Annotated in this window: 23 protein-coding genes, 1 tRNA gene and 1 other annotated feature; of the genes, 3 read left to right on the top strand and 21 right to left on the bottom strand. The window is 38.1% G+C overall.

Annotated elements, in window-relative coordinates; translation table 11 throughout:
- Window positions 1-2: 2 nt before the first annotated feature.
- The 15 genes from xseA to rplU form a co-directional block, all read right to left on the bottom strand.
- Complete coding sequence (gene xseA, locus ACIFUW_RS03460) at window positions 3-1,340, bottom strand: exodeoxyribonuclease VII large subunit (RefSeq protein ID WP_002286658.1); 1,338 nt, start codon at window positions 1,338-1,340, stop codon at window positions 3-5.
- Window positions 1,341-2,195 carry a bifunctional methylenetetrahydrofolate dehydrogenase/methenyltetrahydrofolate cyclohydrolase gene (locus ACIFUW_RS03455; protein WP_002286660.1) on the bottom strand — a complete coding sequence of 285 codons (855 nt, stop codon included), beginning with the start codon at window positions 2,193-2,195 and terminating at the stop codon, window positions 1,341-1,343. It abuts the gene before it with no gap.
- A 96-nt stretch (window positions 2,196-2,291) separates the two neighbouring features.
- On the bottom strand, window positions 2,292-2,741 hold the full coding sequence (nusB, locus tag ACIFUW_RS03450; RefSeq protein WP_002286662.1) for a transcription antitermination factor NusB: 450 nt from the start codon (window positions 2,739-2,741) through the stop codon (window positions 2,292-2,294).
- Window positions 2,734-3,159, bottom strand: a complete 426-nt coding sequence (locus tag ACIFUW_RS03445) for an Asp23/Gls24 family envelope stress response protein (protein WP_002286664.1) — start codon at window positions 3,157-3,159, stop codon at window positions 2,734-2,736. Before ACIFUW_RS03445 ends, nusB begins: the two co-directional genes overlap by 8 nt.
- A gap of 245 nt (window positions 3,160-3,404) precedes the next feature.
- Window positions 3,405-4,469 carry a M24 family metallopeptidase gene (locus tag ACIFUW_RS03440; RefSeq protein WP_002286665.1) on the bottom strand — a complete coding sequence of 355 codons (1,065 nt, stop codon included), beginning with the start codon at window positions 4,467-4,469 and terminating at the stop codon, window positions 3,405-3,407.
- Window positions 4,470-4,640: 171 nt separating this feature from the next.
- Complete coding sequence (locus tag ACIFUW_RS03435; RefSeq protein WP_002286666.1) at window positions 4,641-4,886, bottom strand: GlsB/YeaQ/YmgE family stress response membrane protein; 246 nt, start codon at window positions 4,884-4,886, stop codon at window positions 4,641-4,643.
- 138 nt (window positions 4,887-5,024) lie between these two features.
- Window positions 5,025-5,399 (bottom strand): DUF956 family protein, encoded by a 375-nt coding sequence (locus ACIFUW_RS03430; protein WP_002286668.1) that lies wholly within the window; start codon window positions 5,397-5,399, stop codon window positions 5,025-5,027.
- A gap of 82 nt (window positions 5,400-5,481) precedes the next feature.
- Window positions 5,482-6,396, bottom strand: a complete 915-nt coding sequence (locus tag ACIFUW_RS03425; RefSeq protein WP_002286670.1) for a PTS system mannose/fructose/sorbose family transporter subunit IID — start codon at window positions 6,394-6,396, stop codon at window positions 5,482-5,484.
- A 20-nt stretch (window positions 6,397-6,416) separates the two neighbouring features.
- Window positions 6,417-7,220: a PTS mannose/fructose/sorbose transporter subunit IIC gene (locus tag ACIFUW_RS03420; protein ID WP_002294546.1), complete on the bottom strand. Its 804-nt coding sequence runs from the start codon at window positions 7,218-7,220 to the stop codon at window positions 6,417-6,419.
- A 32-nt stretch (window positions 7,221-7,252) separates the two neighbouring features.
- Window positions 7,253-8,242 carry a mannose/fructose/sorbose PTS transporter subunit IIB gene (locus tag ACIFUW_RS03415; protein ID WP_002289456.1) on the bottom strand — a complete coding sequence of 330 codons (990 nt, stop codon included), beginning with the start codon at window positions 8,240-8,242 and terminating at the stop codon, window positions 7,253-7,255.
- A gap of 102 nt (window positions 8,243-8,344) precedes the next feature.
- A complete protein-coding gene (locus tag ACIFUW_RS03410) occupies window positions 8,345-8,836 on the bottom strand; it encodes a mannose/fructose/sorbose PTS transporter subunit IIB (RefSeq protein WP_002289455.1) in 492 nt (163 codons plus the stop codon).
- 190 nt (window positions 8,837-9,026) lie between these two features.
- Entirely contained in the window at window positions 9,027-11,861 is a 2,835-nt protein-coding gene (locus tag ACIFUW_RS03405; protein ID WP_002289453.1) for a sigma 54-interacting transcriptional regulator, read from the bottom strand.
- Between the two features lie 406 nt (window positions 11,862-12,267).
- Window positions 12,268-12,561: a 50S ribosomal protein L27 gene (gene rpmA / locus ACIFUW_RS03400; protein ID WP_002289452.1), complete on the bottom strand. Its 294-nt coding sequence runs from the start codon at window positions 12,559-12,561 to the stop codon at window positions 12,268-12,270.
- Between the two features lie 12 nt (window positions 12,562-12,573).
- A complete protein-coding gene (locus tag ACIFUW_RS03395) occupies window positions 12,574-12,918 on the bottom strand; it encodes a ribosomal-processing cysteine protease Prp (protein ID WP_002289451.1) in 345 nt (114 codons plus the stop codon).
- Between the two features lie 26 nt (window positions 12,919-12,944).
- Window positions 12,945-13,253 carry a 50S ribosomal protein L21 gene (gene rplU / locus ACIFUW_RS03390; RefSeq protein WP_002289450.1) on the bottom strand — a complete coding sequence of 103 codons (309 nt, stop codon included), beginning with the start codon at window positions 13,251-13,253 and terminating at the stop codon, window positions 12,945-12,947.
- Between the two features lie 19 nt (window positions 13,254-13,272).
- Window positions 13,273-13,349, bottom strand: a sequence feature (ribosomal protein L21 leader region).
- A 185-nt stretch (window positions 13,350-13,534) separates the two neighbouring features.
- Between rplU and ACIFUW_RS03385 the strand changes: the two genes are divergently transcribed.
- Complete coding sequence (locus ACIFUW_RS03385) at window positions 13,535-14,176, top strand: uracil-DNA glycosylase (protein WP_002289449.1); 642 nt, start codon at window positions 13,535-13,537, stop codon at window positions 14,174-14,176.
- A gap of 61 nt (window positions 14,177-14,237) precedes the next feature.
- Here ACIFUW_RS03385 and ACIFUW_RS03380 read toward each other — a convergent pair whose 3' ends face one another.
- From ACIFUW_RS03380 to ACIFUW_RS03360, 5 genes are all read right to left on the bottom strand, one after another.
- On the bottom strand, window positions 14,238-15,869 hold the full coding sequence (locus ACIFUW_RS03380; protein ID WP_085811439.1) for a SulP family inorganic anion transporter: 1,632 nt from the start codon (window positions 15,867-15,869) through the stop codon (window positions 14,238-14,240).
- Window positions 15,870-15,991: 122 nt separating this feature from the next.
- Window positions 15,992-16,351: a DUF1304 domain-containing protein gene (locus tag ACIFUW_RS03375; protein ID WP_002288109.1), complete on the bottom strand. Its 360-nt coding sequence runs from the start codon at window positions 16,349-16,351 to the stop codon at window positions 15,992-15,994.
- A 158-nt stretch (window positions 16,352-16,509) separates the two neighbouring features.
- Window positions 16,510-16,583 (bottom strand) — tRNA-Arg (locus ACIFUW_RS03370).
- A 308-nt stretch (window positions 16,584-16,891) separates the two neighbouring features.
- Complete coding sequence (locus tag ACIFUW_RS03365) at window positions 16,892-17,575, bottom strand: O-methyltransferase (protein ID WP_002288107.1); 684 nt, start codon at window positions 17,573-17,575, stop codon at window positions 16,892-16,894.
- A 127-nt stretch (window positions 17,576-17,702) separates the two neighbouring features.
- On the bottom strand, window positions 17,703-18,230 hold the full coding sequence (locus ACIFUW_RS03360; protein WP_002320930.1) for a signal peptidase I: 528 nt from the start codon (window positions 18,228-18,230) through the stop codon (window positions 17,703-17,705).
- Window positions 18,231-18,432: 202 nt separating this feature from the next.
- Between ACIFUW_RS03360 and ACIFUW_RS03355 the strand changes: the two genes are divergently transcribed.
- Both ACIFUW_RS03355 and ACIFUW_RS03350 read left to right on the top strand, forming a co-directional pair.
- On the top strand, window positions 18,433-20,277 hold the full coding sequence (locus ACIFUW_RS03355; protein ID WP_002288103.1) for a membrane protein: 1,845 nt from the start codon (window positions 18,433-18,435) through the stop codon (window positions 20,275-20,277).
- 141 nt (window positions 20,278-20,418) lie between these two features.
- The gene (locus ACIFUW_RS03350) at window positions 20,419-21,714 is read left to right on the top strand and encodes an ISL3-like element ISEfa11 family transposase (RefSeq protein WP_002297218.1); all 1,296 of its coding nucleotides are present in this window, start codon (window positions 20,419-20,421) and stop codon (window positions 21,712-21,714) included.
- 129 nt (window positions 21,715-21,843) lie between these two features.
- Here the strand turns inward: ACIFUW_RS03350 and ACIFUW_RS03345 are convergent, their stop codons facing one another.
- The gene (locus ACIFUW_RS03345) at window positions 21,844-22,848 is read right to left on the bottom strand and encodes a lipoate--protein ligase (RefSeq protein WP_002288102.1); all 1,005 of its coding nucleotides are present in this window, start codon (window positions 22,846-22,848) and stop codon (window positions 21,844-21,846) included.

Raw genomic sequence — 22,848 nt, 5'->3', positions numbered from 1 at the left:
TTTTATTCTCCTTTGTCTATCTCTTGTACTTGTCCTTTAACGATTCCATCTTGATAATGGATCGTCAGCAAATCCCCTTGATGAATCTCGGTGACACTTTTTACTACTTGATCATTTAACGTCGTATAGCTGTAGCCTCTTCCCATGATTTTCAATGGACTCAACAAATCAAGAGATTGAACAGCTTGAGCAAAACGCTGCTGCTGTTGTTTCATATATTGTTGGATTTTCTCTTCTAAGCGTTTTTCTAGATAAGCAGTTTCTTGGCGAGCTGCTTTAACTCGATAAAGCGGAGCCACTTGTTCCAATTGGTGGCTTAATGCGATCGTTTGTTTTTCTTTCGCATGATAAATTTGCTGTGTAGCTTGATATAATCGCTGTTTCAACTGGTCTAATTTGATGGTCTGACCTTCATACAATCTTTCAGGCTGCCGAAATACATAGGAACGTCGAGCACGCTCGAACCGTTCTTGTTTGCGCTGGATCTGGCGTACAAACGCCTGCTGCAATCTAGCTTGCCGTTCTTGAATGCGCATCAACTCTTCTGACAAAACAGGAACAGCTAATTCTGCAGCTGCTGTTGGAGTGGCAGCCCGAACATCTGCTACTAAATCAGCGATCGTGGTATCTGTTTCATGTCCTACAGATGAAATCACCGGCGTATTAGCTTGATAAATCGCCCGAGCAACCCGCTCTTCATTAAACGGCCATAAATCCTCAATCGAACCACCCCCACGACCGATGATCATTGTATCGAAATTGCCCATCTCTTCTACTCTCTGGATATTCCTGACAACATTGTCCGCTGCTTGGTTTCCTTGTACAACTGTTGGGAACAAAACCAATTGGACAATTGGATATCTTCTTTTCACCGTCGTGATGATATCGCGGATAACCGCTCCGCTTGGACTGGTAAGGACCGCGATTCGCTTTGGGAAACGTGGCAGCATTTTTTTAGGCCCTTGAAAAAGGCCTTCCTTCATCAGCTTTTCTTTTCGTTCTTCCAATTCTTGATATAAAGCACCTATTCCATCAGGCTCCATGTGCTCTACATAGATTTGATAAGAACCTCCCGCTTCATATAATGAAATACGCCCAACGACAAGGACTTTCATTCCTTCTTTTGGCTGGAATCGTAATTTTTGGAATGCTCCTTTGAACATAATAGCAGATATTTTTGCATGGTCATCTTTTAAGCTGAAATATTGATGGGCATTGGCACGTAAACGGAAATTCGATATTTCGCCTGTTAAATATACGCGTTCTAAATAAGGATCGGCATCAAATTTTCTTTTCAAATACTTCGTTAATGTAGTGACAGTTAAATATTCTTGTGCCATCTATTCACCTGCTCCAAAAGCTTCGGCAGATTTTACGGTTTGATACATCAGCATCGTGATAGTCATTGGCCCTACACCCTTTGGCACAGGAGTGATCCAGCCTGCAATAGGCTCCACTTCATCAAATTTCACATCACCGATCAGCTTACCGTTAGCATCACGATTCATCCCTACATCTATCACTACAGCACCTGGTTTTACGAATTCTTTTGTGACAAAATGTCCACGTCCTATTGCTACGACTAAAATATCTGCTTCTTGTGCCAGTTCAGCCAGATTTTCGGTTTTAGAATGAGCAACAGTAACAGTTGCATCTGCCATCAAGAGTAGCTGAGCCATCGGTTTACCGACGATATTGCTTCGTCCGATAACTACTGCTCGTTTACCCGCCGGATCGATAGAATAAGCTTCAAACATTTTCATGATGCCGTATGGAGTACAAGGAATCTTGTCCGGTTTACCCGCAAGGAGTCTGCCTAAATTCATCGGATGAAAACCGTCTACGTCTTTTTCAGGGCGGATAGCTAACAGGATCTTTTCTTCATCTATATGCTTTGGCAATGGTAATTGGACCAATATACCATGAAAACTAGGATCTTGATTGTATTTTTCAATTTCTGCAAGTAGTTCGTCTTCAGAAATCGTCTCAGGATAACGCTCTACCAATGAATGGATTCCGATTTCTTTTGCTACACGTTCTTTATTTCTTACATAGATTTGGCTGGCTGGATTTTCCCCTACCAATAAAACGACTAATCCGGGATGGATACCATTATCTTTCAATTTTTGGATTTTTTCAGCAATCTCTGCCTGCATTTTTTCAGCTAATTCTTTTCCGTTAATCAATTCTGCCATCTAACCACTCCCAGATATTTTTTGTGTTTTCATTCTACCATAGAATTTTCCCGATTTATAACAGGTTTATGATGATTCATAGAAAAAAGCTAGGACTTACGCCCCAGCTTCTAATTCTTTCAATACATTGGATAAAACACCGTTGACGAATTTACGTGAACGGTCATCACTAAATGTTTTTGCCAACTCGATTGCTTCATTTAAAGCAACAGCCGCTGGTACATCTGTCACATAAGTCATTTCAAAAATCGCGATACGCAAGATCACCAAATCCATTTTTGAGATCCGATTGATGTGCCAATTGTTTTTTAAATGTTTTTCAATCACTTTATCCAATTCATCTTTTTTTGCACAGACACCGCCAACTAGCGTATCAAGATAAACAGGAACAAACTCTGATTCATCTTCGTTGATCATGTCGCGGTGGTCTAATTCGATTGCGTTGAAAATCGCATCTTCTTTTGTTAGGTCTGCATTGAAGTCTAATGGAAATAAAGCCTGCAATGCCATTTCCCGAATCTCGTGTCTTGATAATTCTTTATTCATTCTCTTCCTCTTCGTCTTCAAAAAGTTCTTCGATTGTTGGTTGTTCTAATTTTTCAGGAACAACAGCTACTACATGGATATTGACTTCAGATAAATCGATATCCGTCATGAAAAGGACTTGCTGGCTGACCCGTTCCTGCATTTCCATTGCTACTTTAGGAACTGAAACACCATATTCTAGATAACAGTAAAGATCTACTTTCAAGCCATCTTCCTCGTTTGCTAAGTAAACACCTTTTCCGTGAGCTGCACGTCCTAATAATTCAGTGACATTGCTGGCAAAAGTTCCGCGCATTCCGTATACGCCTTCTACTTTAGAAGCTGCAATCCCGATAATTACTTCGATGACTTCAGGAGCGATCACGATCTCTCCTAAATCTTGGTTTGCGTTTAAAATCAAATTTTTTTCATCTGCCATTTATTTATTCCTCCCTTTGCCTAAGCACGAGATACATCCGAATTCTCTATGATGCGGCATAGTGATCACGTGGTAAGAAAACTGCCGCCGATCAGCTGCAAACTGCTATGAATTGGAGAAAACACCCAACTTTATTATCTCTTACAGCTTAAAAGTTCTTCTATAGTGTATCATTAAATCGAGTGATTTTCTATAACAAAGTCTGTGAACACTGATTTTTACGCTTACTTCTTCTATTGATGAAACTATAAGATGATCAATTCTTTTGGTGAACGAGTCAACACACGATTTCCATCTTCTGTGATCAACAAGTCATCCTCAATACGTACTCCACCGATTCCTGGTAAGTAGATCCCTGGTTCATCAGTGATCACATTTCCTGGTACAAATTGCTTTTCTGCACGAGAAGAAACGTTTGGTCCTTCGTGGATCTCTAAACCGATCCCATGTCCTGTAGAATGTCCAAATGCTTCCCCGTAACCATGTTTTGAAATATAATCTCTAGCAACTGCATCTAATTGGACACCAGTCATTCCTGGTTTTGCAGCATCAATAACTGCTAATTGAGCATCTAAGACTATTTGATAAATTTCTTTTAATTTTTCCCCAGGATCACCAATAGCGAATGTACGTGTCATATCGGAAACGTACCCTTCGTAATAGCAACCAAAGTCCAATGTGATCAAGTCACCTTGTTCGATGATTTTTTTGCTTGCTACACCATGCGGCATAGCCGAACGCAATCCGCTAGCAACGATCGTATCAAAAGAAACACCTGAAGCGCCAAGAGAACGCATATAAAAGTCTAGTTGATTTGCGACTTCAATCTCAGTCATGCCCGGTTGGATCATTTTCAGGATGTGATCATATGCCATATCCGCAATATGACATGCTTTTTCGATAATAGCGATTTCTTCTTCATCTTTCACTTCTCTGAGTTCTTCGATCATCTGTGAAACAGGTACTAATTCCGCATCGATGATTTCTTCTAAAACCGAATATTCTAAAAATGAGACTGTTGTTTCCTCAAAAGCTAATGAGTGCAGTTCTTCTTTGCGTACTAAGTTTGCTACCTCATCAAAAATAGGTCCGACATTTTTAATAATTTCAAACCCTTGAGCCTGCGCTGCCGCCTGCTCGGTATAACGAAAATCAGTAATAAAAAATGCTTTTTCCAAAGTAATAACAGCTAATCCTGTCGTACCTGTAAAGTTCGTTAAGTAACGAAGATTGTACGGACTGGTAACCAAAAATGAATCCAAATTTTCTTCTTGCATTTTTTTGCGCAATTTTTCTACACGTAGCATCATAATGAAACTCCCTCTTTCTTTGCACGCTTTTTTCCATTATAGCAAACTTTTCTTCGTACACGACAGTTAAATAAAAATTTCCGGAAAACTTCTTTTTATTTTAAATAAATAAAGCCAAAAAGGAGTCACAGTCTCGCTGCAACTCCTTTTAGTTTACTATTTTGTAAAAACTTATGATCGTTTTCCAAAGAAAAATGAGACAACTGCTACCAAAATCACTGCGCCTAAAATAGATGGAATAAGTGCCATACCTGCAGCTTTTGGTCCCCATTCGCCGAAAATCGCTTGTCCAATACTTGAACCGACTAGTCCAGCAATGATATTCGTTACACAGCCCATCGAATTTCCTTTACTGGTGATCGCACCTGCAATTGCTCCGATCACGGCTCCAACAATCAATGTCCATAACCAACTCATAATATAACCTCCTTCTTTGCTAATCAATTTTAGCATATGGGATTTAAAGGGGACAAATAATTGGTTTTGCTATTTCATATTTTCTTCTGCAAAGTAAAAAAATAAAGAAAACCTCCTCTTAGAAGTTTTCTTTATTTTTTACTTGCGTTTAAACATACTACGAATACCACGTTTCACTACATCAAAGAAACTCAATGATTGTACCATTCTATCTTCATCTACATATTCTCTGATCGCACGAAGCACTTTTTTAGGTTCTTTGGAAGAAAATGTGTATGTACCATTTTTTTTCGTTTGAATGGCATATCGAGGAATCCATTTTCCCTTTAGCATGACTGATGCTAGTACATAATCCACTTCTTCCCATGGAATTTGGATATATTTGCGTCTATCTCGCGCATGGTAAAACTCAAAACCATTATCACCTATCATGATTTGCCCGTAATCTGTCAGACCCGTAAACGAAGTAGCATCAATTACCAAGTCTACTTTTGTATTGATTGATTGAACCATTTTCTCCCTCCAGATATTTGTTTATGAACAGTATACTATATAAAAAAAGCTCGGGACAACGCCCGAGCTATATTTTTATGGATTATAAAAGTCCGATGACGTGTCCAACAACACCGACTACGAATAAACCAAGGATGATAACGATTGGAGAAACCTTTTTCTTAAGCAACCACATACATAACAATGTTAATCCTAATGCAGCTAAACCAGGAATCAATTGGTCTAAGTTGTCTTGTAATGTTGTTACCTTTTCAGGAGAAAGGGCTAAGCCATTATTAACTTGTTCAAATGCACTCTTGATTCCTTCACCACCTGAAGGCAATTTATCCCATTCGATGTAAGCACCTTTATCTAATTTTACAGTTGATACAACTGGTAAGAATTTGATTGATACCCATCTTTGTACAAGGGCAGCTAATACGAACATCCCTAAAATTGAAGCACCTTTTGTTACGTCTTGTAACAATCCGCCAGAAAGGTCATCAGTAATTTTAGAACCAGCTTTGTAGCCAAATTCTTGTGTATACCACATGAATGCCCAACGAATAATGTTCCAACCTAAGAAGAAGATGATTGGTCCAAGGATATTTCCTCCCATAGCTAATGAAGCACCTAGTGCACCTAGCATTGGACGTACTGTAAACCAGAACACTGGGTCACCAACACCAGCTAAAGGACCCATCATACCTACTTTAACCCCTTGAATCGCTACATCATCAACAGGCGCGCCATTCGCACGTTCTTCTTCCAGAGCCAATGTAACCCCTAAAATTGGAGAAGCAATGTATGGGTGTGTATTAAAGAATTCCAAGTGACGTTTTAATGCTGCAGAACGTTCTTCTTTTGTTTTGTATAATTTTTTGATTGCTGGAATCATAGAAAATGCCCAGCCACCGTTTTGCATACGTTCGTAGTTCCATGAACCTTGAATGAAGGTAGAGCGCCACGCAACAGCTAAACGATCTTTTTTTGATAATTTGATTTTTTCTTCTGCCATTTTATTTTCCTCCTTCAAGATTAATAGTCATTCAAAATGTCGCCTAAAGGGTCACCAGAGTTGCTTCCGCCTCCATTATTTGATGAACCACCCATTTTAGAAAGGTTCAAGTAAATAAGAGCTAATGCAACACCTAAAGCACCTAGAGCAATCAATGTTAATTGAGAAATTGCAGCTACAACGAAACCAATAACGAAGAATGGCCATACTTCTTTTGTAGCCATCATGTTGATTACCAAAGCGTAACCTACAGCTACGACCATTCCCCCACCGATAGCCATACCATCTGTTAACCATGCTGGCATTGATTCAAGGAATGATTGCACAGTTTGTGCTGGGATAAATAGCAACGCTGCTGCTGGGACCGCGATACGAACCCCTTGTAAACATACAGCAATGATGTGCCACATTTCAACCTTACGGATGTTTCCTTCTTCAGCAGCCGCATCCATCAAATGAACGATTGGAACAGCGATTGTACGTACGATCATTGTTAAGAACAACCCTGCAACAGCCAAAGGAACGGCAATCGCGATCGCAGAAGGAACACCTTTAACACCTTGTCCACCTAAAACTAAAATAATTGCTGATGCTACTGATGCTAATGCAGCATCTGGTGCTACAGCGGCACCGATATTTGCCCAACCTAAAGCGATCATCTGAAGCGTACCGCCAAGTACGATACCAGCTTCGAGGTTACCGGTAACTAAACCGATCAATGTACATGCCACTAGTGGTTGATGAAATTGAAATTCATCAAGAATACCTTCCATACCAGCTAGAAAGGCAACTAATACGACTAAAATTATTGAAATAATAGACATGATAAGCCTCCTATAAATTTTAATATTATTTATTACGCTTTTGCTAATTCAGCTTTTGCTTTTTTCAAAATATCATCCATGTTATCGCGTGAATCATTAGGTACTTTACGTACATCGAATTTCACACCTTTTTGTTCAAGCTTCTCAAACGCTTCAACGTCTTCTTGTCCCATAGACAATACTTTACTTACAACGACTTTACCGACCGAATGCGCCATTGACCCAACATTTAATTCTTTGATGTCTACGCCACCTTCAACAGCTGTCAATACGTCTTCAGGATTTTCAAATAAAAGCAATGCTTTGGTATTTCCAAAACGAGGGTCTTTTGCTACTTCGATCATTTTGCTAATAGGAATAACATTTGCTTTTACACCTGGAGGAGCAGCTTGTTCGATTAGTCTCTTACGCAGATCATCCTTTGATACTGCATCTGAAACAACGATAATACGGTTTGGTTGCACTGCTTTTGTCCAAGCTGTCGCAACTTGTCCATGTAACAGACGTGAGTCAACACGTGCTAATACATATTTGATTTTTCCGTCTCCGACCACAGTTCCTTCTGGAAGTGCTCCTTTAGGTTGTGCGTCTTCAACTGCTGCTTTCGGTGCTTCTGCCGGTTCTAATTCTTCCGGTTTTACTTTTACACCGTCTTTTGCTGTTTCAATGATGTGTGCTGCAATTTCATGAGCAGATTCCATTGAAAAGCGTGATGCGTAGGCTTCAATCAACATTGGTAAATTCAAACCGCTGACGATTGCCCATTTATCTTTGTGCTCTTCGAATAATGTGTTTGATTGATTGAACGGTGTTCCGCCCCATAAATCAACTAAGAATAACACTTCGTCTTGATTATCAAAAGAAGCAACCGCTTCTTCCAATTTGGCTCTCAAGTCATCTGGACCTTCACTTGGTTTCAAAATCACGGCTTTGACGTTTTCTTGTTCGCCAAAGATCATTGAACCGGATTGTAAGATTCCTTCAGCAAATTGTCCATGACTTGCTAGGATAATCCCTACCATATTTATACCTCCTATTTACTTTTGTTGTAACAAATTCAAAAATATTAATAATTGCTAACCATTACAACAGAATTATTTGACCTTTTCCAACAACCATTCTTGCTACACCTTTTTGATTTTCGCTAGTAGTTCCATCAAAAGGATTTTCCTGTCAGCAGGTACTTTTCGAATCTCTAACTCCACTTCTTGACTGTTCAAGTAACGAAAGGAATCAATATCTTGTTGATTTACTGAAACAAAATTGGTAATCATTGATTTGCCTTCAGTAAAACTCATACCGCCGATATTCAACGACTTCAACTGTACACCGCAGCGGACAACCGCTTCAACATCTTGGGGATTGGTGAATAAAAGCATCACTTTTGCTCGTGATAATAATCCACTATGATAGATTTGAATCATTTTCTGCACGGTTATTACATTTGCTGTGATCCCCGGCGGTGCAGCTTCTTTTAGTAGAAACTTTCTCAATTTATCTTGAGCGACTACATCGCTGATCACAATGATACGTTCAACACCTGTTTGCTTCGACCAAACTGTTGCGACTTGCCCGTGGATTAAACGATCATCTATACGTGCCAATCGAATATCCATCTGCAAAACTCCTTCTTCCTCACTACTTCACAGAAACCCCTATCATTTCTGTGTGAACAACCACCTCCTAGCACACACTACTATAAGCAAAAAGCGTGCCAACTTTTTTACGATACACTAATTGAATTTAAAGGATTCTTAACCAATACACAAAAACGATACACTATAAAAGTGTATCGTTTTTGTGTATTCATGGCACAGTGTATTCTTTTTTATCTAACTGATTATGGACTAGACGTAGCAGATAATACATTTCTTCTATCGGCACTTTTACTTTTATCTGATCTTCCAACAGAACAACTGAGGCTGCCAATTGGCTATAAAGAGGATCATTCGTTGTATTTGTCAATTCGTTTTCTTCCACAGTCAATGGTTCATTCCGAATAATACGTTCGATCATTCCTGCTGTGTGCATCACTAGGTTGATTTTGAATCCATATTCTTCATCGCCGATTCCCGTCGTCTGAGAGATTTGTGTAGAAAATTGCCACATTGGATCGATTAACTTACTACCATTAATAAAGATGAAGTTATCAGAGATAAACTCAACACACGTATTTTTAGCTGACTCTTCATCTAGGGAGATGAATTCAGTTTCCTCCAATTCTGATTCCATCAGCAACTGATCCAAAATGACTTCGATATTTTGATCAATAAAACGTTCTAAAGGAATAAATGGGGCTTGGATATTCAAATCAGTAATCCCAGTAGTAGCTATGATCTGATATTCTTTTTGGATAACTGGCAGTTCTTCTTTCACTTCCACAATCGACAAAGCTAGAACTTCTAATTCTGTTTCTTGACGCTTGTTTACCGCTCGTTCGATCAATTCTTTGATTCTTTGTGCTGTACCTTCGCCAGATGCGCAGATAGCCAAAACAGCTTTTTTCTTATGAATAGGTTTTGCTTCCTGAACAGATTCTACAGAAGATATTTCTGCGTAACCTCGAAAATTTTTCAATGATTCATGCAACATATCTAGATCTGTCCCTAATACTGAGACCTTTCGTACAGTTTCCAAAACTAGAGAAGTTGTTACCATATCAACAGTACGTACTGGAATTCCAGTGTCTCTTTGAATTTGCGAATTAAACGACGCAAGGGACCCCATATCTACTAAGAGTATGACCCCGCTTCCTTCATCTACTTCTTGTACATTGCGTTCAATTCGGTCCAATGCTGTTTTCGGATCCATATCCAAAGGCATGTCTACTGCTCGTACGTTCTCTGCATCTAACAACTGTTGGACAACTTGGACCATACTGCTTGCTGTGCTGTTTCCGTGAGCTGCAACGACTACACCGATTCTGCCGCTTGCTTGATTTGCCCGTAACGAGACGAGTAGAACGGTCAAGTAATAGTCTTCACTTTCTGGAATCTCCACTTGAAAATACGTTTCGATATAACTACGCACTTCTTTCGCAACAGCATATTCATCTGGAAAATCAAAAGCCATCTCACGGATGTTATCATTCGTATGCCGTTCTTCTCCTAAGTTGATTTTTTTCAAAAAAGAACTGATATGCAAGCTCATAGCATAAATAAAGTTTTGCTGAAACTCATATGGTAAAGATCTTTTGACCATTACATAAATCTGATTGGTCACTTCTATGATTTTCGGATCTACAAATTCTGCTAATTTGCTGTCTGCATTAAAAGAAAAACCATGGTCTTTATAGAAAGACTTCAGATGGATGTTGATATCTGTAGAAATGAAATGATTGATTGCTTCTTGATCCAAACCATCCGACTTCAGTAAAGCTGCTTTATCTCCGATGATATCATATAGATTATAAGGTAACTCATAGGAGTCCGATTGGATTTTCATGATCGTATCATTTGGTGCTACAGTTATCTTTGGCTCCAATATTTTAGAAAGCTCTGCCATTGCACTGCGGTTGCTTGCTAATTGAATCAATCCGCTACGAATCCCTTCTGTCAAATCATCGATTGTGATCGAGATTTCGGGTGATTGCATATGATTTAGAAATCCTCGTGCACATACTAACTGGATATTTGACTTCAATTGTCCTATATTTCCATAGGTCACACTGCCGATCAATGCTTTTGCTACATCTTCTGTCAAAGAAATCTTTCGCTGCGTGCGGTTTGCTTCGTGGGCAATCATGATTTTTACTAAATCGACTTTCTCATTTGCAGGACGTTTTTCAAAAGCCGGAAGTTTGATATTGATTGGGATACGCCGAACAAAAGTTTCTAATAGAGAAGAACCTGGGTCTTCTGTGGTCGCACCTACGATCCGTACATTTGCTTCATGGGATTTCGTTGTTTCCCCAAGACGACTGTAAGTTCCATGATCCATAAAGTAAAAGATCATTTCTTGACCTTCAGGCGGCAACCGGTGAATCTCATCCAAAAACAGCATACCGCCATCCGCTTGATCGATAATCCCCATTTTTTCTTCATCTGCGCCTGTAAAAGCACCTTTTGCGTACCCAAATAAATGACTCATCAAAAGCTCAGGGTTATTGGCATAATCAGCACAATTGAAAACAATCAGTTCCGTTTCCTCATCTATTACATGATGCGCTTTTGCAAAATGATACATCGCGTGTGCAAAATAAGTCTTTCCTGATCCGGTAGGTCCTGTAATCAAACAATTTAATCCTCTTGGCGGATACAAAATCGCAGCTTTTGCCTGTTCCACTGAATTTTTCATGCTGCCGTTAGCTCCAATGATTTTTGCAAAGATATCCTTAGTATCTATTTGGAGTGTATTTTTTTCTTCAGAGACCGGCGTTTCTTTGTAACTGACTACATGTTTTGTAACTGGCTTTACGTGCGTAACGAGTGTTTGATATATGTAACGTACTGGTCGTCCGTCTGTCTTTATCAGTTTTCCTTCGCGCACTAGCTGATTCAGATCTTTACTGCTATTTGTTCGCTGAATCCCTAACACTTCAGCAATTTCCTGTGTTGTTACTCCTTGATCATATTCTGCCTTTGTTAAATGAGCGGTTTTTTCTTTGACATACATATAAATTCGGTCAATGCGTTTTGCCAATGGTATCGCTCCTTTTCTATAGACTATTGTACTTAGGCTTCAAAACATAATACTATGTATTTATTTCTGTTTCGTCAACTATTTACCTGATTTTGTTTTGTTGATAACACGCGGATAGATAGAAATGTTCAATTTAAAAGAACGAAAAATCCCGATACGATTTTTATAATGGAAACAAGAAAAAGAACACTGTTTACCATATAATTATTTCACTGATAGCAAACAATATAGCTTCCATCAATTGAAAACGATAGTTATCAAAACATCCTGATTCCAAATTGGCAAAAAAATATTAAGTGTAAAAAGACAAAGTAAACTTCGTAGCCTCCACTACAACTTTTATTTTTATAAACAAAAAAGGCTGTGACAAAAGTCTTGTCACAACCTCTTTAATCATAAGATTCAATTAAGCTTCTTGAGCTACTGGATAAACAGACACTTGTTTTTTGTTACGGCCTTTACGTTCGAAACGTACTACGCCATCAACTTTTGCAAATAAAGTGTCGTCTCCACCGATACCCACGTTTACACCTGGATAGATTTTTGTACCGCGTTGACGGTAAAGAATTGATCCACCTGTAACTGTTTGTCCATCAGCACGTTTAGCACCTAGACGTTTTGATTCTGAGTCACGGCCGTTAGATGTAGAACCGCCACCTTTTTTGTGGGCAAATAATTGTAGATTCATAGATAACAACATGGTCTGCACCTCCTATTTATCATTAATTGTTTTAATTTGGATATATTCTGAGTTTTCAGCTTCTATCGATTGTAATCCTAATAAAAGATTTTCTAATAGAATCTCAGCAATATTGTTTTGTTCTTGTGTCATTCCTGAAGTGACTTCGGTATAAAGATAACCGCCTTCTTCTTCATTCATTTCAACAATCGGCTCAAAACCGGCTAATGAGGCAATCCCGTTGACAGTGCTGATCGCTAACGCAGAAACACCCGCACAAACGATATCACTTCCATAAGGACCAGCATCAGCATGCCCGGTCAAAGTGAATGAAACGATCTGACCTGCGTCATTTCGCTTAAATGTTCCTTTGATCATATATAGGCCTTCTTTCTCAAACGCTATTAAGCGTTGATCGCGTCGATAACCACTTTTGTATATGGTTGACGATGACCTTGTTTACGGTGTGAATGTTTTTTAGGTTTGTATTTGAAAGTAACGACTTTCTTTTGTTTGCCGTGTTTTTCAACAGTACCTTCAACAGTTGCACCTGCAACAGTTGGAGCGCCTACTTTTGTAGATTCTCCGCCTACTAAGATAACTTCGTCAAAAACAACTTTTTCTCCTGCTTCAACGTCAAGTTTTTCAACATAGATTGCTTGTCCCACTTCAACTTTTACTTGTTTACCACCAGTTTTAATAATTGCGTACATGCTATAAAGCACCTCCTTCTCATATACTTAGACTCGCCATCCGAAGTGACAGCATATGCTGTGCTTATTACTTGTTCTGAGCGGTTGTAGCTGTGGAGTCCACAATTACAACAGTACTAGCTTACCAGAACAGCAACCGTTAGTCAACTAAATTTAAAATCAAAAAGTAAAACAAAAATTCAAGCAATACTTCTGCTTTTCTATCCTCACAGTTCTACCAAATAAAATAGTCGCATTGTGTTTCTTTTATTCTTATAATAAAAGAAAAAGGAGGAGCATAAATGGAATACCCAAAAGAACTGATACAAGAAGCTTCTTTAAGAATGAACGGCCGTCCTGTAGAAGGATTTATCGCTGGGCAAGGACCTCTTCATCCTAAACTGATGCTCGTGGGAGAAGCCCCAGGGAAAACAGAGATTGATACGCATGTTCCTTTTAGCGGTCAAGCTGGAAAAGAATTGATGCAGGCACTTTCTTCAACTGGCTTAACACGAGAAGAGGTGTATATCACCAGTGCTGTAAGGAGCCGCCCGTATCGCGTGACTCATCGGATCAATAAACGGACACAACAGTCAGAAACTGTTTATCCAAATCGGACACCTACTCGTTCCGAAGTATTTGCGCATGCACCAATATTGGATTACGAACTGATGAAGGTCCAGCCAAAATTAATTGCGACACTTGGAAACATTGGTCTTCAACGTTTACTTGGCAAAGAATATACGGTTACCAAAAATCATGGTCAACTCTATACAGGGCCTGTCTTACAATTAACAGAACAAAAGGATGCCTACGAATGGTCAGAAAAAAACTATCGAATTCTTCCACTTTTTCATCCAGCAGCTATTTTCTACAATCGCTCCCTTGTACCTGTTATCCATCAAGACTGGCAAGTACTAGCTTCACTTTTACAGCAATATTAAAAAGAACAGACAAGACCATAAAATCTTCAGTTTACAGTCTTGTCTGTTCTTTTTCATTGTTTTAATGGCTAATTGCAGTATATTTCGCATGTAAAGCTGTCAACGCATGAGCAACTGTTTGATGTTGATGCGTGAATGTATGTTCCCACAAGTGAGAAAGTTGTTTTTCTACTTCTGGCTGCAAGGAAGTATAGATAATCGTTTGTCCTCTTTGCTCTGCTTTTTCTTGAAATTCATCAAAAACTGCACGTGCCGTCAAATCAATACTTGGTACGCCTCGCATGGAGAAAATGACACCATCGTGATGATTTAGTTCTTCCAATTTATTTTTGAGTTTTTCTGAAGACATAAAAAACAGTGGACCACTAATATACACTACTGTCCAGTTATTCAGCTTTTCCGTTTCTGGCAGCCCCATTCTTTGCCAATCGATCGTTTCTAATGAAATCGTGATAGCAGCGCTTTTGACAACAAAAAATACACAGCCGCCGATCACCCCGATCACGATAGCAATACTTAAATCAAAGATAACTGTACAAATCATCGTAAGGATAAACAATAGAACTGCTGACCAATATTTATTAGTAAATAGCTCCTTGATCGTTTCCCATTCATTCATACGCCAAGCCGTCACAATCAAAACACCTGCAAGTGCTGGCATTGGAATCTGTGACATCACTGGCGCAAAAACAAGCATGGAGAGCAGTAAGACAACTGCATGTATCATACCAGCTAATCTAGTTTGTGCACCAGATTTGATGGCCACGCTTGTACGGGCGATGGCCGCAGTAGCAGGAATCCCGCCAAAGAAAGGAAGCAACAGATTTCCAATTCCTTGCGCCATTAATTCTTGATTGCTATCTAAGGGCTTATTTGCCATTCGGCCAGCCGAAGCACCACATAGCAAGCTTTCAATCATTCCTAATAAAGCAATGCTAATAGCTGGAACTGCCACTTGTTGCAAGGCAGAAAAGCTAAAATCTCCCATATTCAAACGATTACTACTGATCAATGTTTGTGGAATCTTACCCACAGTTGCTACTGGTAAATGGAACAATAGCATAACTGCTGTTGCCAAAATGATAGCCAGCAGCGAACTAGGCATTCGTTTCGCCCATTTTTTTGGATAGATAAACATCCCTAAAATGACTAGCCCTCCCATGATCAAAGAGGCTGTGTTTATCGGAAATCCTATCGTTTGATAACTACTTAGTTTTTCAATAACGTTTGTACCTTCCGAGTGAACACCAAATAAATTATCGATCTGACCTAATGCAATAATGATAGCAATACCTGAAGTAAACCCCGTAATTACGGGTGCTGGGATAAAAGAAGTCAGTGTTCCTAATCGGAAAAGTCCTGCTGCAAGTAAAAATAGACCCGCTAAAAAAGTAGCAAGCAATACACCTTGCATTCCCTTTGTTGCCGCAATAGACATCAAGATAGCTGCCATCGCACCTGTCGGACCTGATATTTGATAAAAACCGCCTGATAAACCGCCAATAACGATACCGGCAATGATAGCCGTAATCAAACCTGCGGCCGCATCAGCTCCGCTTGATACCCCAAAAGCCAAGGCTAAAGGCAATGCTACAGCAGCTACTGTGATCCCAGCCAAAAGATCTTTCTGAAATCTTGAAAGATCATAACCTGAAAATTCTTTTTTTAGTGAGGAAACATATTTTTTGAACACCTATCTAACTCCTTTTTCATGAAATTTTCTAAAATACCATTCATTAGAATATCATATTTCATGAGATAAAGTAATATTTTTCACAAAGTTTCCTGTTAGATAAATTCTTATTTTTTCTATATTTATAAGAAAATAGAAAGCAATGCCAACAGAGCTAGCCCACCTTGTTTGAGTAAAATCCAACGATCGCTAGTCAAACTGCCATATAATGCAACAAAAAAAATAGATATTAATAGCATACTTGTGATTTCTTTAGATGCGGAAGAAAGATAAGCTCCATAAAGTAGTCCCACTCCTAATAGTCCATTGTACACTCCTTGGTTCTTAAACAATGTTTGAACAGATTTTCTGCTTAACTCTTCTTTACTCATTTTAAAAACCCTACTTGTCGTGTCAGAATCAGTTCTCACCGTTTCGATATACATGATATAAAAAAATTCAATTGCAACTAGAGTCACTAAAATTCTAGATAGTATCGTCATATCTTCTTCCTCTTTTCTGATGAGTTTTATTTTTTTGCTCCTTATAATTGTACTCGATAAGGATGTTTTTTTATTTTATTTGCCTTTGAAAACAAACAATATTGGCACAAAAAACAAAGAAAAACCGTTAGAAACCTCAGTTTCTAACGGTTTTTTAGCGTCACAGGAGGGATTCGAACCCCCGACCGTCCGCTTAGAAGGCGGATGCTCTATCCAGCTGAGCTACTATGACAAGAATCAGCGGAACATCAATAATTATAGATAATTAAATTGCTTCTGTCAATACGAAATAGTTATTTAATTAGCAAATAATGAATTATTTTGGCCCAACTACTAAATCAATCTTTTAAAACGAGACATTCTCCTTCAGCTGTTCTAAGGTTATCAATTGAAAACAGGAGCTACATTGACTTCATGCTACTCCTGTTTATTTAGATTTCCTGTATCCTTTAATTGACTTACAAATATAGAAACTTTTACATCAAGTTCGAATTGAGCCCTCGATTCAATCGATTATCTACAGGCTGCCATAATCATGTATCACAACTCGATTGTTTCTGATTCCTTTGTCATTAAGATCACACCATCACCTAATGGCAAGATTGTCGATGTCAAATCGGGATGATCCATCACAACACGAAGAAATTCATTTAATTTACGATGGATAGCTCGTTTGCCACGGGGAATCTCTTCATCTGGGAGCAAGATCGTTCCTCCTTGGAAGATGTCATCTACCATCAAAACGCCACCTTTTCTTAACAAACGTAAGCATTCAGGTAAAAATTCAATATATTTTGATTTTGCACTATCCATAAAAATAAAGTCATACGGACCAGACAACTCCGGCAAGATATCTGCTGCTTGACCTTCAAGCAAAGTCACTTTATCTGTCAGTCCTAGACGTTCATAGTTTTTTTTAGCTTTCTCGATCATGACATCGAAACGATCAATTGTCGTAACATGAGCGTTTTCTCCGATTGTCGTGGCCATGACACTTGATGAAAAACCGATAGCTGCTCCGATCTCCAAGATTCGTTCAGGCTGAAGCTGTCCAAGTAAAAATTTCAAAAATACAACTGTTTCATGGGGAATAACTGGTACTTCTGCTACATGAGCTTCTTCTTCCAGTTTGCCTAGCTCACCCGGTAATTTTTTTTGCTGGGTACGCATAAAATCCAATAGTTCTTCTTTGACTACAGGACGATGCATCATTTCATTGCGCATACTACTCCTCCTCTTCACACATTATACGAACAACTGACTAAATCTACAAGCTGCATGAGTGTTTTCTCGTGTTTCATGTTCAGAAGAGTCGTTGGATCTCTGGAATACATTTATGTTTTTAACATTCTTACAAAAATTTCTGTGTTCGTCTCCGCTTCTTTTTCAACTCTACAAAGGTATTCCATGCTGTGATTCCTGTTAGGCAAAAAGCAATCGTAAAGAATAACCCCTGAATCCATGCAAATGCCGTTTTTGAAAGGACTAGTCCAATATATGGAATCTGAAAGATGGGACTACCGATAATATTTCTCTTTTTTACTACTCCAGGCTCAATATAAGTCTTTGTATCAGCTTTTGTATAAAAATCTTCGTGGTTGTTTTCAACGGCTATTACGCGACGCGTCGAGATTTTTTTTCCTGAATTTTCATAATATGTAATAATATCTCCGACTAAAATCTCATTTGTATTTTTCGGTCGTACATATATCAGATTTCCTTGTGCATAATATGGACTCATTTCTTTGTCCTCAATAATATAAGGAGTCAAACCAAAAATTCGGGGAACCAAGACGACGAGAAGAATAAGAATTAAAAATATAATCAACGTTATAGAACTTATAAAAGTTATTTTTTTGTAATCAGGTATCGTTTTCAACTTCTTTCTTTATTCAATCCTTCTTAATCATATAATAACGATAAATTTTTTTCAAATTATAGCTGTAAAAATGTTTCCCTTTAATAATTATATGTTTCTAATTCTATTTCCTCATCTTTATCTCATTTTTTATTATAAATAATTGACGTTAGTTTAAAAAACGTTTACCCTAACATTACAAGTTTTAGAAAGGAATACCTTTATGTCTTTTTTTAATAACATATATAATAAAAAAGAATCTTTTTATTTACGTATAAAGTGGAGCATAATCATTATATTATCATTGTTATTTTTAACAGGAATTGCTTATTTCTTTTATTTTATTTTTTCTCCTGCGGACAGCAATCAAATGAAAGAAATAAAAGATTCGTGGGTTTTCTATACAAAAGATGATCCTGATTTTAAGTTTGACAGCAAGTACACTCGTACGATTCCTACCGTGGATAAAGACGAAACATTCATTATGGAAACGACACTTGAAAAACCGTTGGACGAAGCAAATTTACTAATCAAAGGAAACCATCAATGGATTACTGTATATCTAGGCGAAAAGATTTTATACCAACGGAAAGATTATCAGGAAGAAAGCAATCCCGGACTCTCATTGGCTGTGATAGATTTACCAGCAAATTATATCGGAAAAAAATTGACCCTTACAGTCTCATCTCCTTATCAGAACTATGCTGGACTGCCACCGAAAGTTTATCTAGGAACAACTGGACCATTGATTAGTTTTATTTATTCACAATCAGTGCCGCAAGTATTGACGATGATAATCGCTGTTTTTATCGCTATAGGGACCTTTTTCTATACGATCTACTTGATGTATAAACAAAAACGTCTTGAATACTCACTTATTCTCTTAAGTTGCTTTGCTTTGGCATTAGGATTTGAAGCTGTATCAGAAGATATTTTAAGTGGTATTCTTTTTGAACCATTCGTTCATTCTTTTTTATCTCATTTATTTATTATCTTAACGTCAGCTTTCATCATCTGCTACTATTGGAGCCGAATGTTTTACTATAAAAAATGGTACGGAATTTTTTGTACGTTCCAACTTTTGATTTTTATCGGCGTTCTGCTTTATGCAACTTTTACTCCTGCAGAACTTCCTGAATTAATGCCGATTGCTAATATTGCTAGTGTTATAAGCACTTTAGTCACTTCACTTGCATGCATTGGCGAAGCATATAAGAATAACCGTTTTTATGTAGCTTGTACACCTTGGATCGTCTTGGTAGCCATTATCCATTGCTTGATTTACATCCAAACGGCATTAGGTATCTATCAAACAACGATCAATTGGTCTACGATTTTATATATTATCATTCTAATCGTTATTATCAGCTACAATCTAATCGATCACATCTTAAATACCGACAAAGATCGGAGACAAGTAGATTTCTTAAAAATCAAAAATGATTTGTTGGAGCAACATTATGAGCAGCTTCGACAGCATATCCAAGAAGTAAATACACTTCGCCTGGAATTTGTCCAAGAGATGGAGAATCTGCAAGATTTAATGCATACGGACCAAACAAAAGCTAAAAACTATGTGGAAAAGATATTAGAAGAAGCAAAAAATTTCGAAATGCTGTGTTCTTTTTGCAACCACCAGGTGACAAATCTTATCTTAGCGCGTTACCAGAAGTTAGCTGCCAAACGGAATATTCAGATAACCTTCCAAGCAGATCTTCCCGAAGAACTTCCTATCAACGATGACGATCTGGCTCAACTTTTGATCCACGCTTTAGAGCATTCCTTTAGAGAAACTCATGCCATCGAAAATCCACTGTATCGAAAAATTTATTTGTCGATACACGAACAAGAGGAACATTTCGTCATTTGTTGCGAACATAGTGCACATTACGATACAAACCTATTTAGTCGAGGCATCACAGAAGAATTAGATGATCAGGAACGTTTTGACTTAATGATGATGAAAGACGTAGCGGATCGTTACACAGGAACACTAACGCAGGAAAAAGATACTTTCATTGATCGGATCACTGTTCAACTCTCTCGAAATTACCCGAATCCTGTATAAAAAATGGCTCTATAATTTATGGGACTGATGAATCAGAATTGATTCTTCAGCCCCATTTTCATTTTAGGTATTAAAAAACATATCGTTCTCTAGTATGATTAAATCACCACAAAATAAACAACTGAGAGGACGATACGCTATATGAATGATTCTATCAAAAAAATGCTGAGAATAACAGAGAAAGATTTGATGATTACAGAGGTCTCTTACGAGACCCTTCAGAAGAAAAAGACGTTGGTCGTCGATGCTGTTCTCTCGCCTACTCCTCGTGCTTGTAGAAGTTGTGGTTCTACTGTGGTAGATGGAAACGGGAAAGCAATTATAGTGAAAAATGGAAAAAAGGAAACGATTGTCCGTTTTGAACAATACAATCATATGCCTTTGGTTATGCGCCTAAAAAAGCAACGCTATACCTGTAAAAACTGTCGCACCCATTGGACGGCTCAAAGTTATTTTGTCCAACCCAGACATTCAATCGCAAATCATGTTAGATATAAAATTGCTTCTTTACTGACTGAAAAAGTATCTTTATCTTTTATTGCGAAAAGCTGTCAGGTATCTTTGACCACCGTTATTCGTACATTGAAAGAGTTTAAAAGCTATTTACCAAAGCAATCTAAGAAGATCCTCCCCAGAGTATTGATGGTTGACGAATTTCGTTCGCATGCTTCCATAGAAGATAAGATGAGCTTTATTTGCGCGGATGGCGAAACAGGAAAATTAATAGATGTTTTGCCTACGCGTAAATTACCTCGATTAACAAGCTATTTCTTAGGTTGTACCAATCCAGAAGAAGTAGAATTCTTGGTGACAGACATGAACGCCGCCTACTTCCAGCTCACCAAACGTGTTCTGCCAAATGCGAAAGTCGTGATTGATCGGTTTCATATTGTCAAACACATGAATCAAGCGTTCAATGAGTTGCGTATCCGTGAAATGAATGAACTTCGTAAAGCCGGACAGAAAAGCCAGGCAGAAAAACTGAAAAAGAACTGGCGCTTTTTGCTAAAAAATCGTGCAAACATCAACCATTATGAATACAAAACATGGAAAAGTTTCCGAGCACCAAAATACCCATTTCTTACTGAAGCAATGATGATTGATCGATTGCTTGAGTTTTCTCCGCCCCTAAAGGAGGCGTATCCCTTTTTTCATGAATTAGTTGAAGCCTTTCGAGACAAAGACCCTGACTTATTTTTCTCCTTATTGGCAGAACTTCCCGAAACGTTAGATGACAGCTTTCGGGAAAAGCTTCAAAACCTTCTGACCTATGAAGAAGGCATCACCAACGCAATGATCTATCCTTATTCCAATGGAAAAATAGAAGCGAAGAATACCCACATAAAGACAATGAAACGAGTATCCTACGGATTTAAATCATTTGAGAACATGAGAATTAGAATCTTTTTGATCAATCAATTAATCAATGTAAGATAACAAAAAATCTGAGCCAGAATGTGGTTCATTCTGACTCAGATTTGATTTTGCACAACTCATCAGTCCTTATTGACAAAGAGCCTAAAAAATAGCGGAATCCATATATGTGGATTCCGCTATTTTTTATTTTCAATAAAGTAAGGTAAGCAATTCTTCTGGTTCTATCGCACCAAAATATTTCTTCACATCAATTTGGCTGACTATTTTTGATAGAGATGCTTTATCATATTTCTGTCCAACCAATTTTTTTTCCACGTCAGAGATATCTCCTAGTCCGAAGAAATCGCCAAAGATTTTTGCTTCTTTGATCATTCCTTCTGAGACATTCAAATGGACTTCAATCGAACCGATAGAAAAACGTTTTTGGCGAGAGAAATTGAAATCTGGAGACTTCCCGTAATTCCAATCCCAATTTCGATAATATTCCTCAGAGATTCGATTGATTTTTTTCCAATCTTCATCAGTCAATTCGTACGTTTTTACTTCTTCTACTGACTCTACGCCGAAAATTTTCAACAAGATTTCTTGACGAAATTCTTCTGTTGTCATTTTTTGCTTTTCTTCTGGAAGAAATGGTTTGATATTCGTTACACGAGAACGGATCGATTTGATTCCTTTTGATTCGATTTTGTCTTTTTTTACTTTTAATGCATTGACTACTTCATTGATATCAGAGTCGAACATAATTGTTCCATGAGCAAACATCCGACCGTTGGTAGCATACATCGCGTTGCCAGAAAATTTCATGCCATCAATGACTAGATCATTTCGGCCTTTCAATTCCGCCCCAGCAACACCCAATTCATGAAGTGCTTGGATGATTGGCTGTGTTACTTTCGCAAAGTCACGGAATGAATCCCCATCATCAGGCATGATAAAACTAAAGTTCAGGTTTCCAAAATCATGGTAGACAGCTCCGCCTCCACTTAAGCGACGGACAACATGAATGCCATTTTCTTCCACATAATCTCGATTGATTTCTTCAAGCGTATTTTGGTTTCTGCCGATGATGATTGAAGGTTCATTGATATAAAAGAGCAAAATAGGTTCATCTAAAGGCATTTCTTGCAGCAAATATTGTTCAATTGCTAAATTGATTCTTGGGTCGTGGTTTTCATTTGGTACAAAAATCAT

It is taken from the genome of Enterococcus sp. PLH-Efm8 (assembly GCF_053011625.1).
Note: the sequence above shows the minus strand (reverse complement) of the source record. Positions and strands in the feature narration are given on the sequence as shown.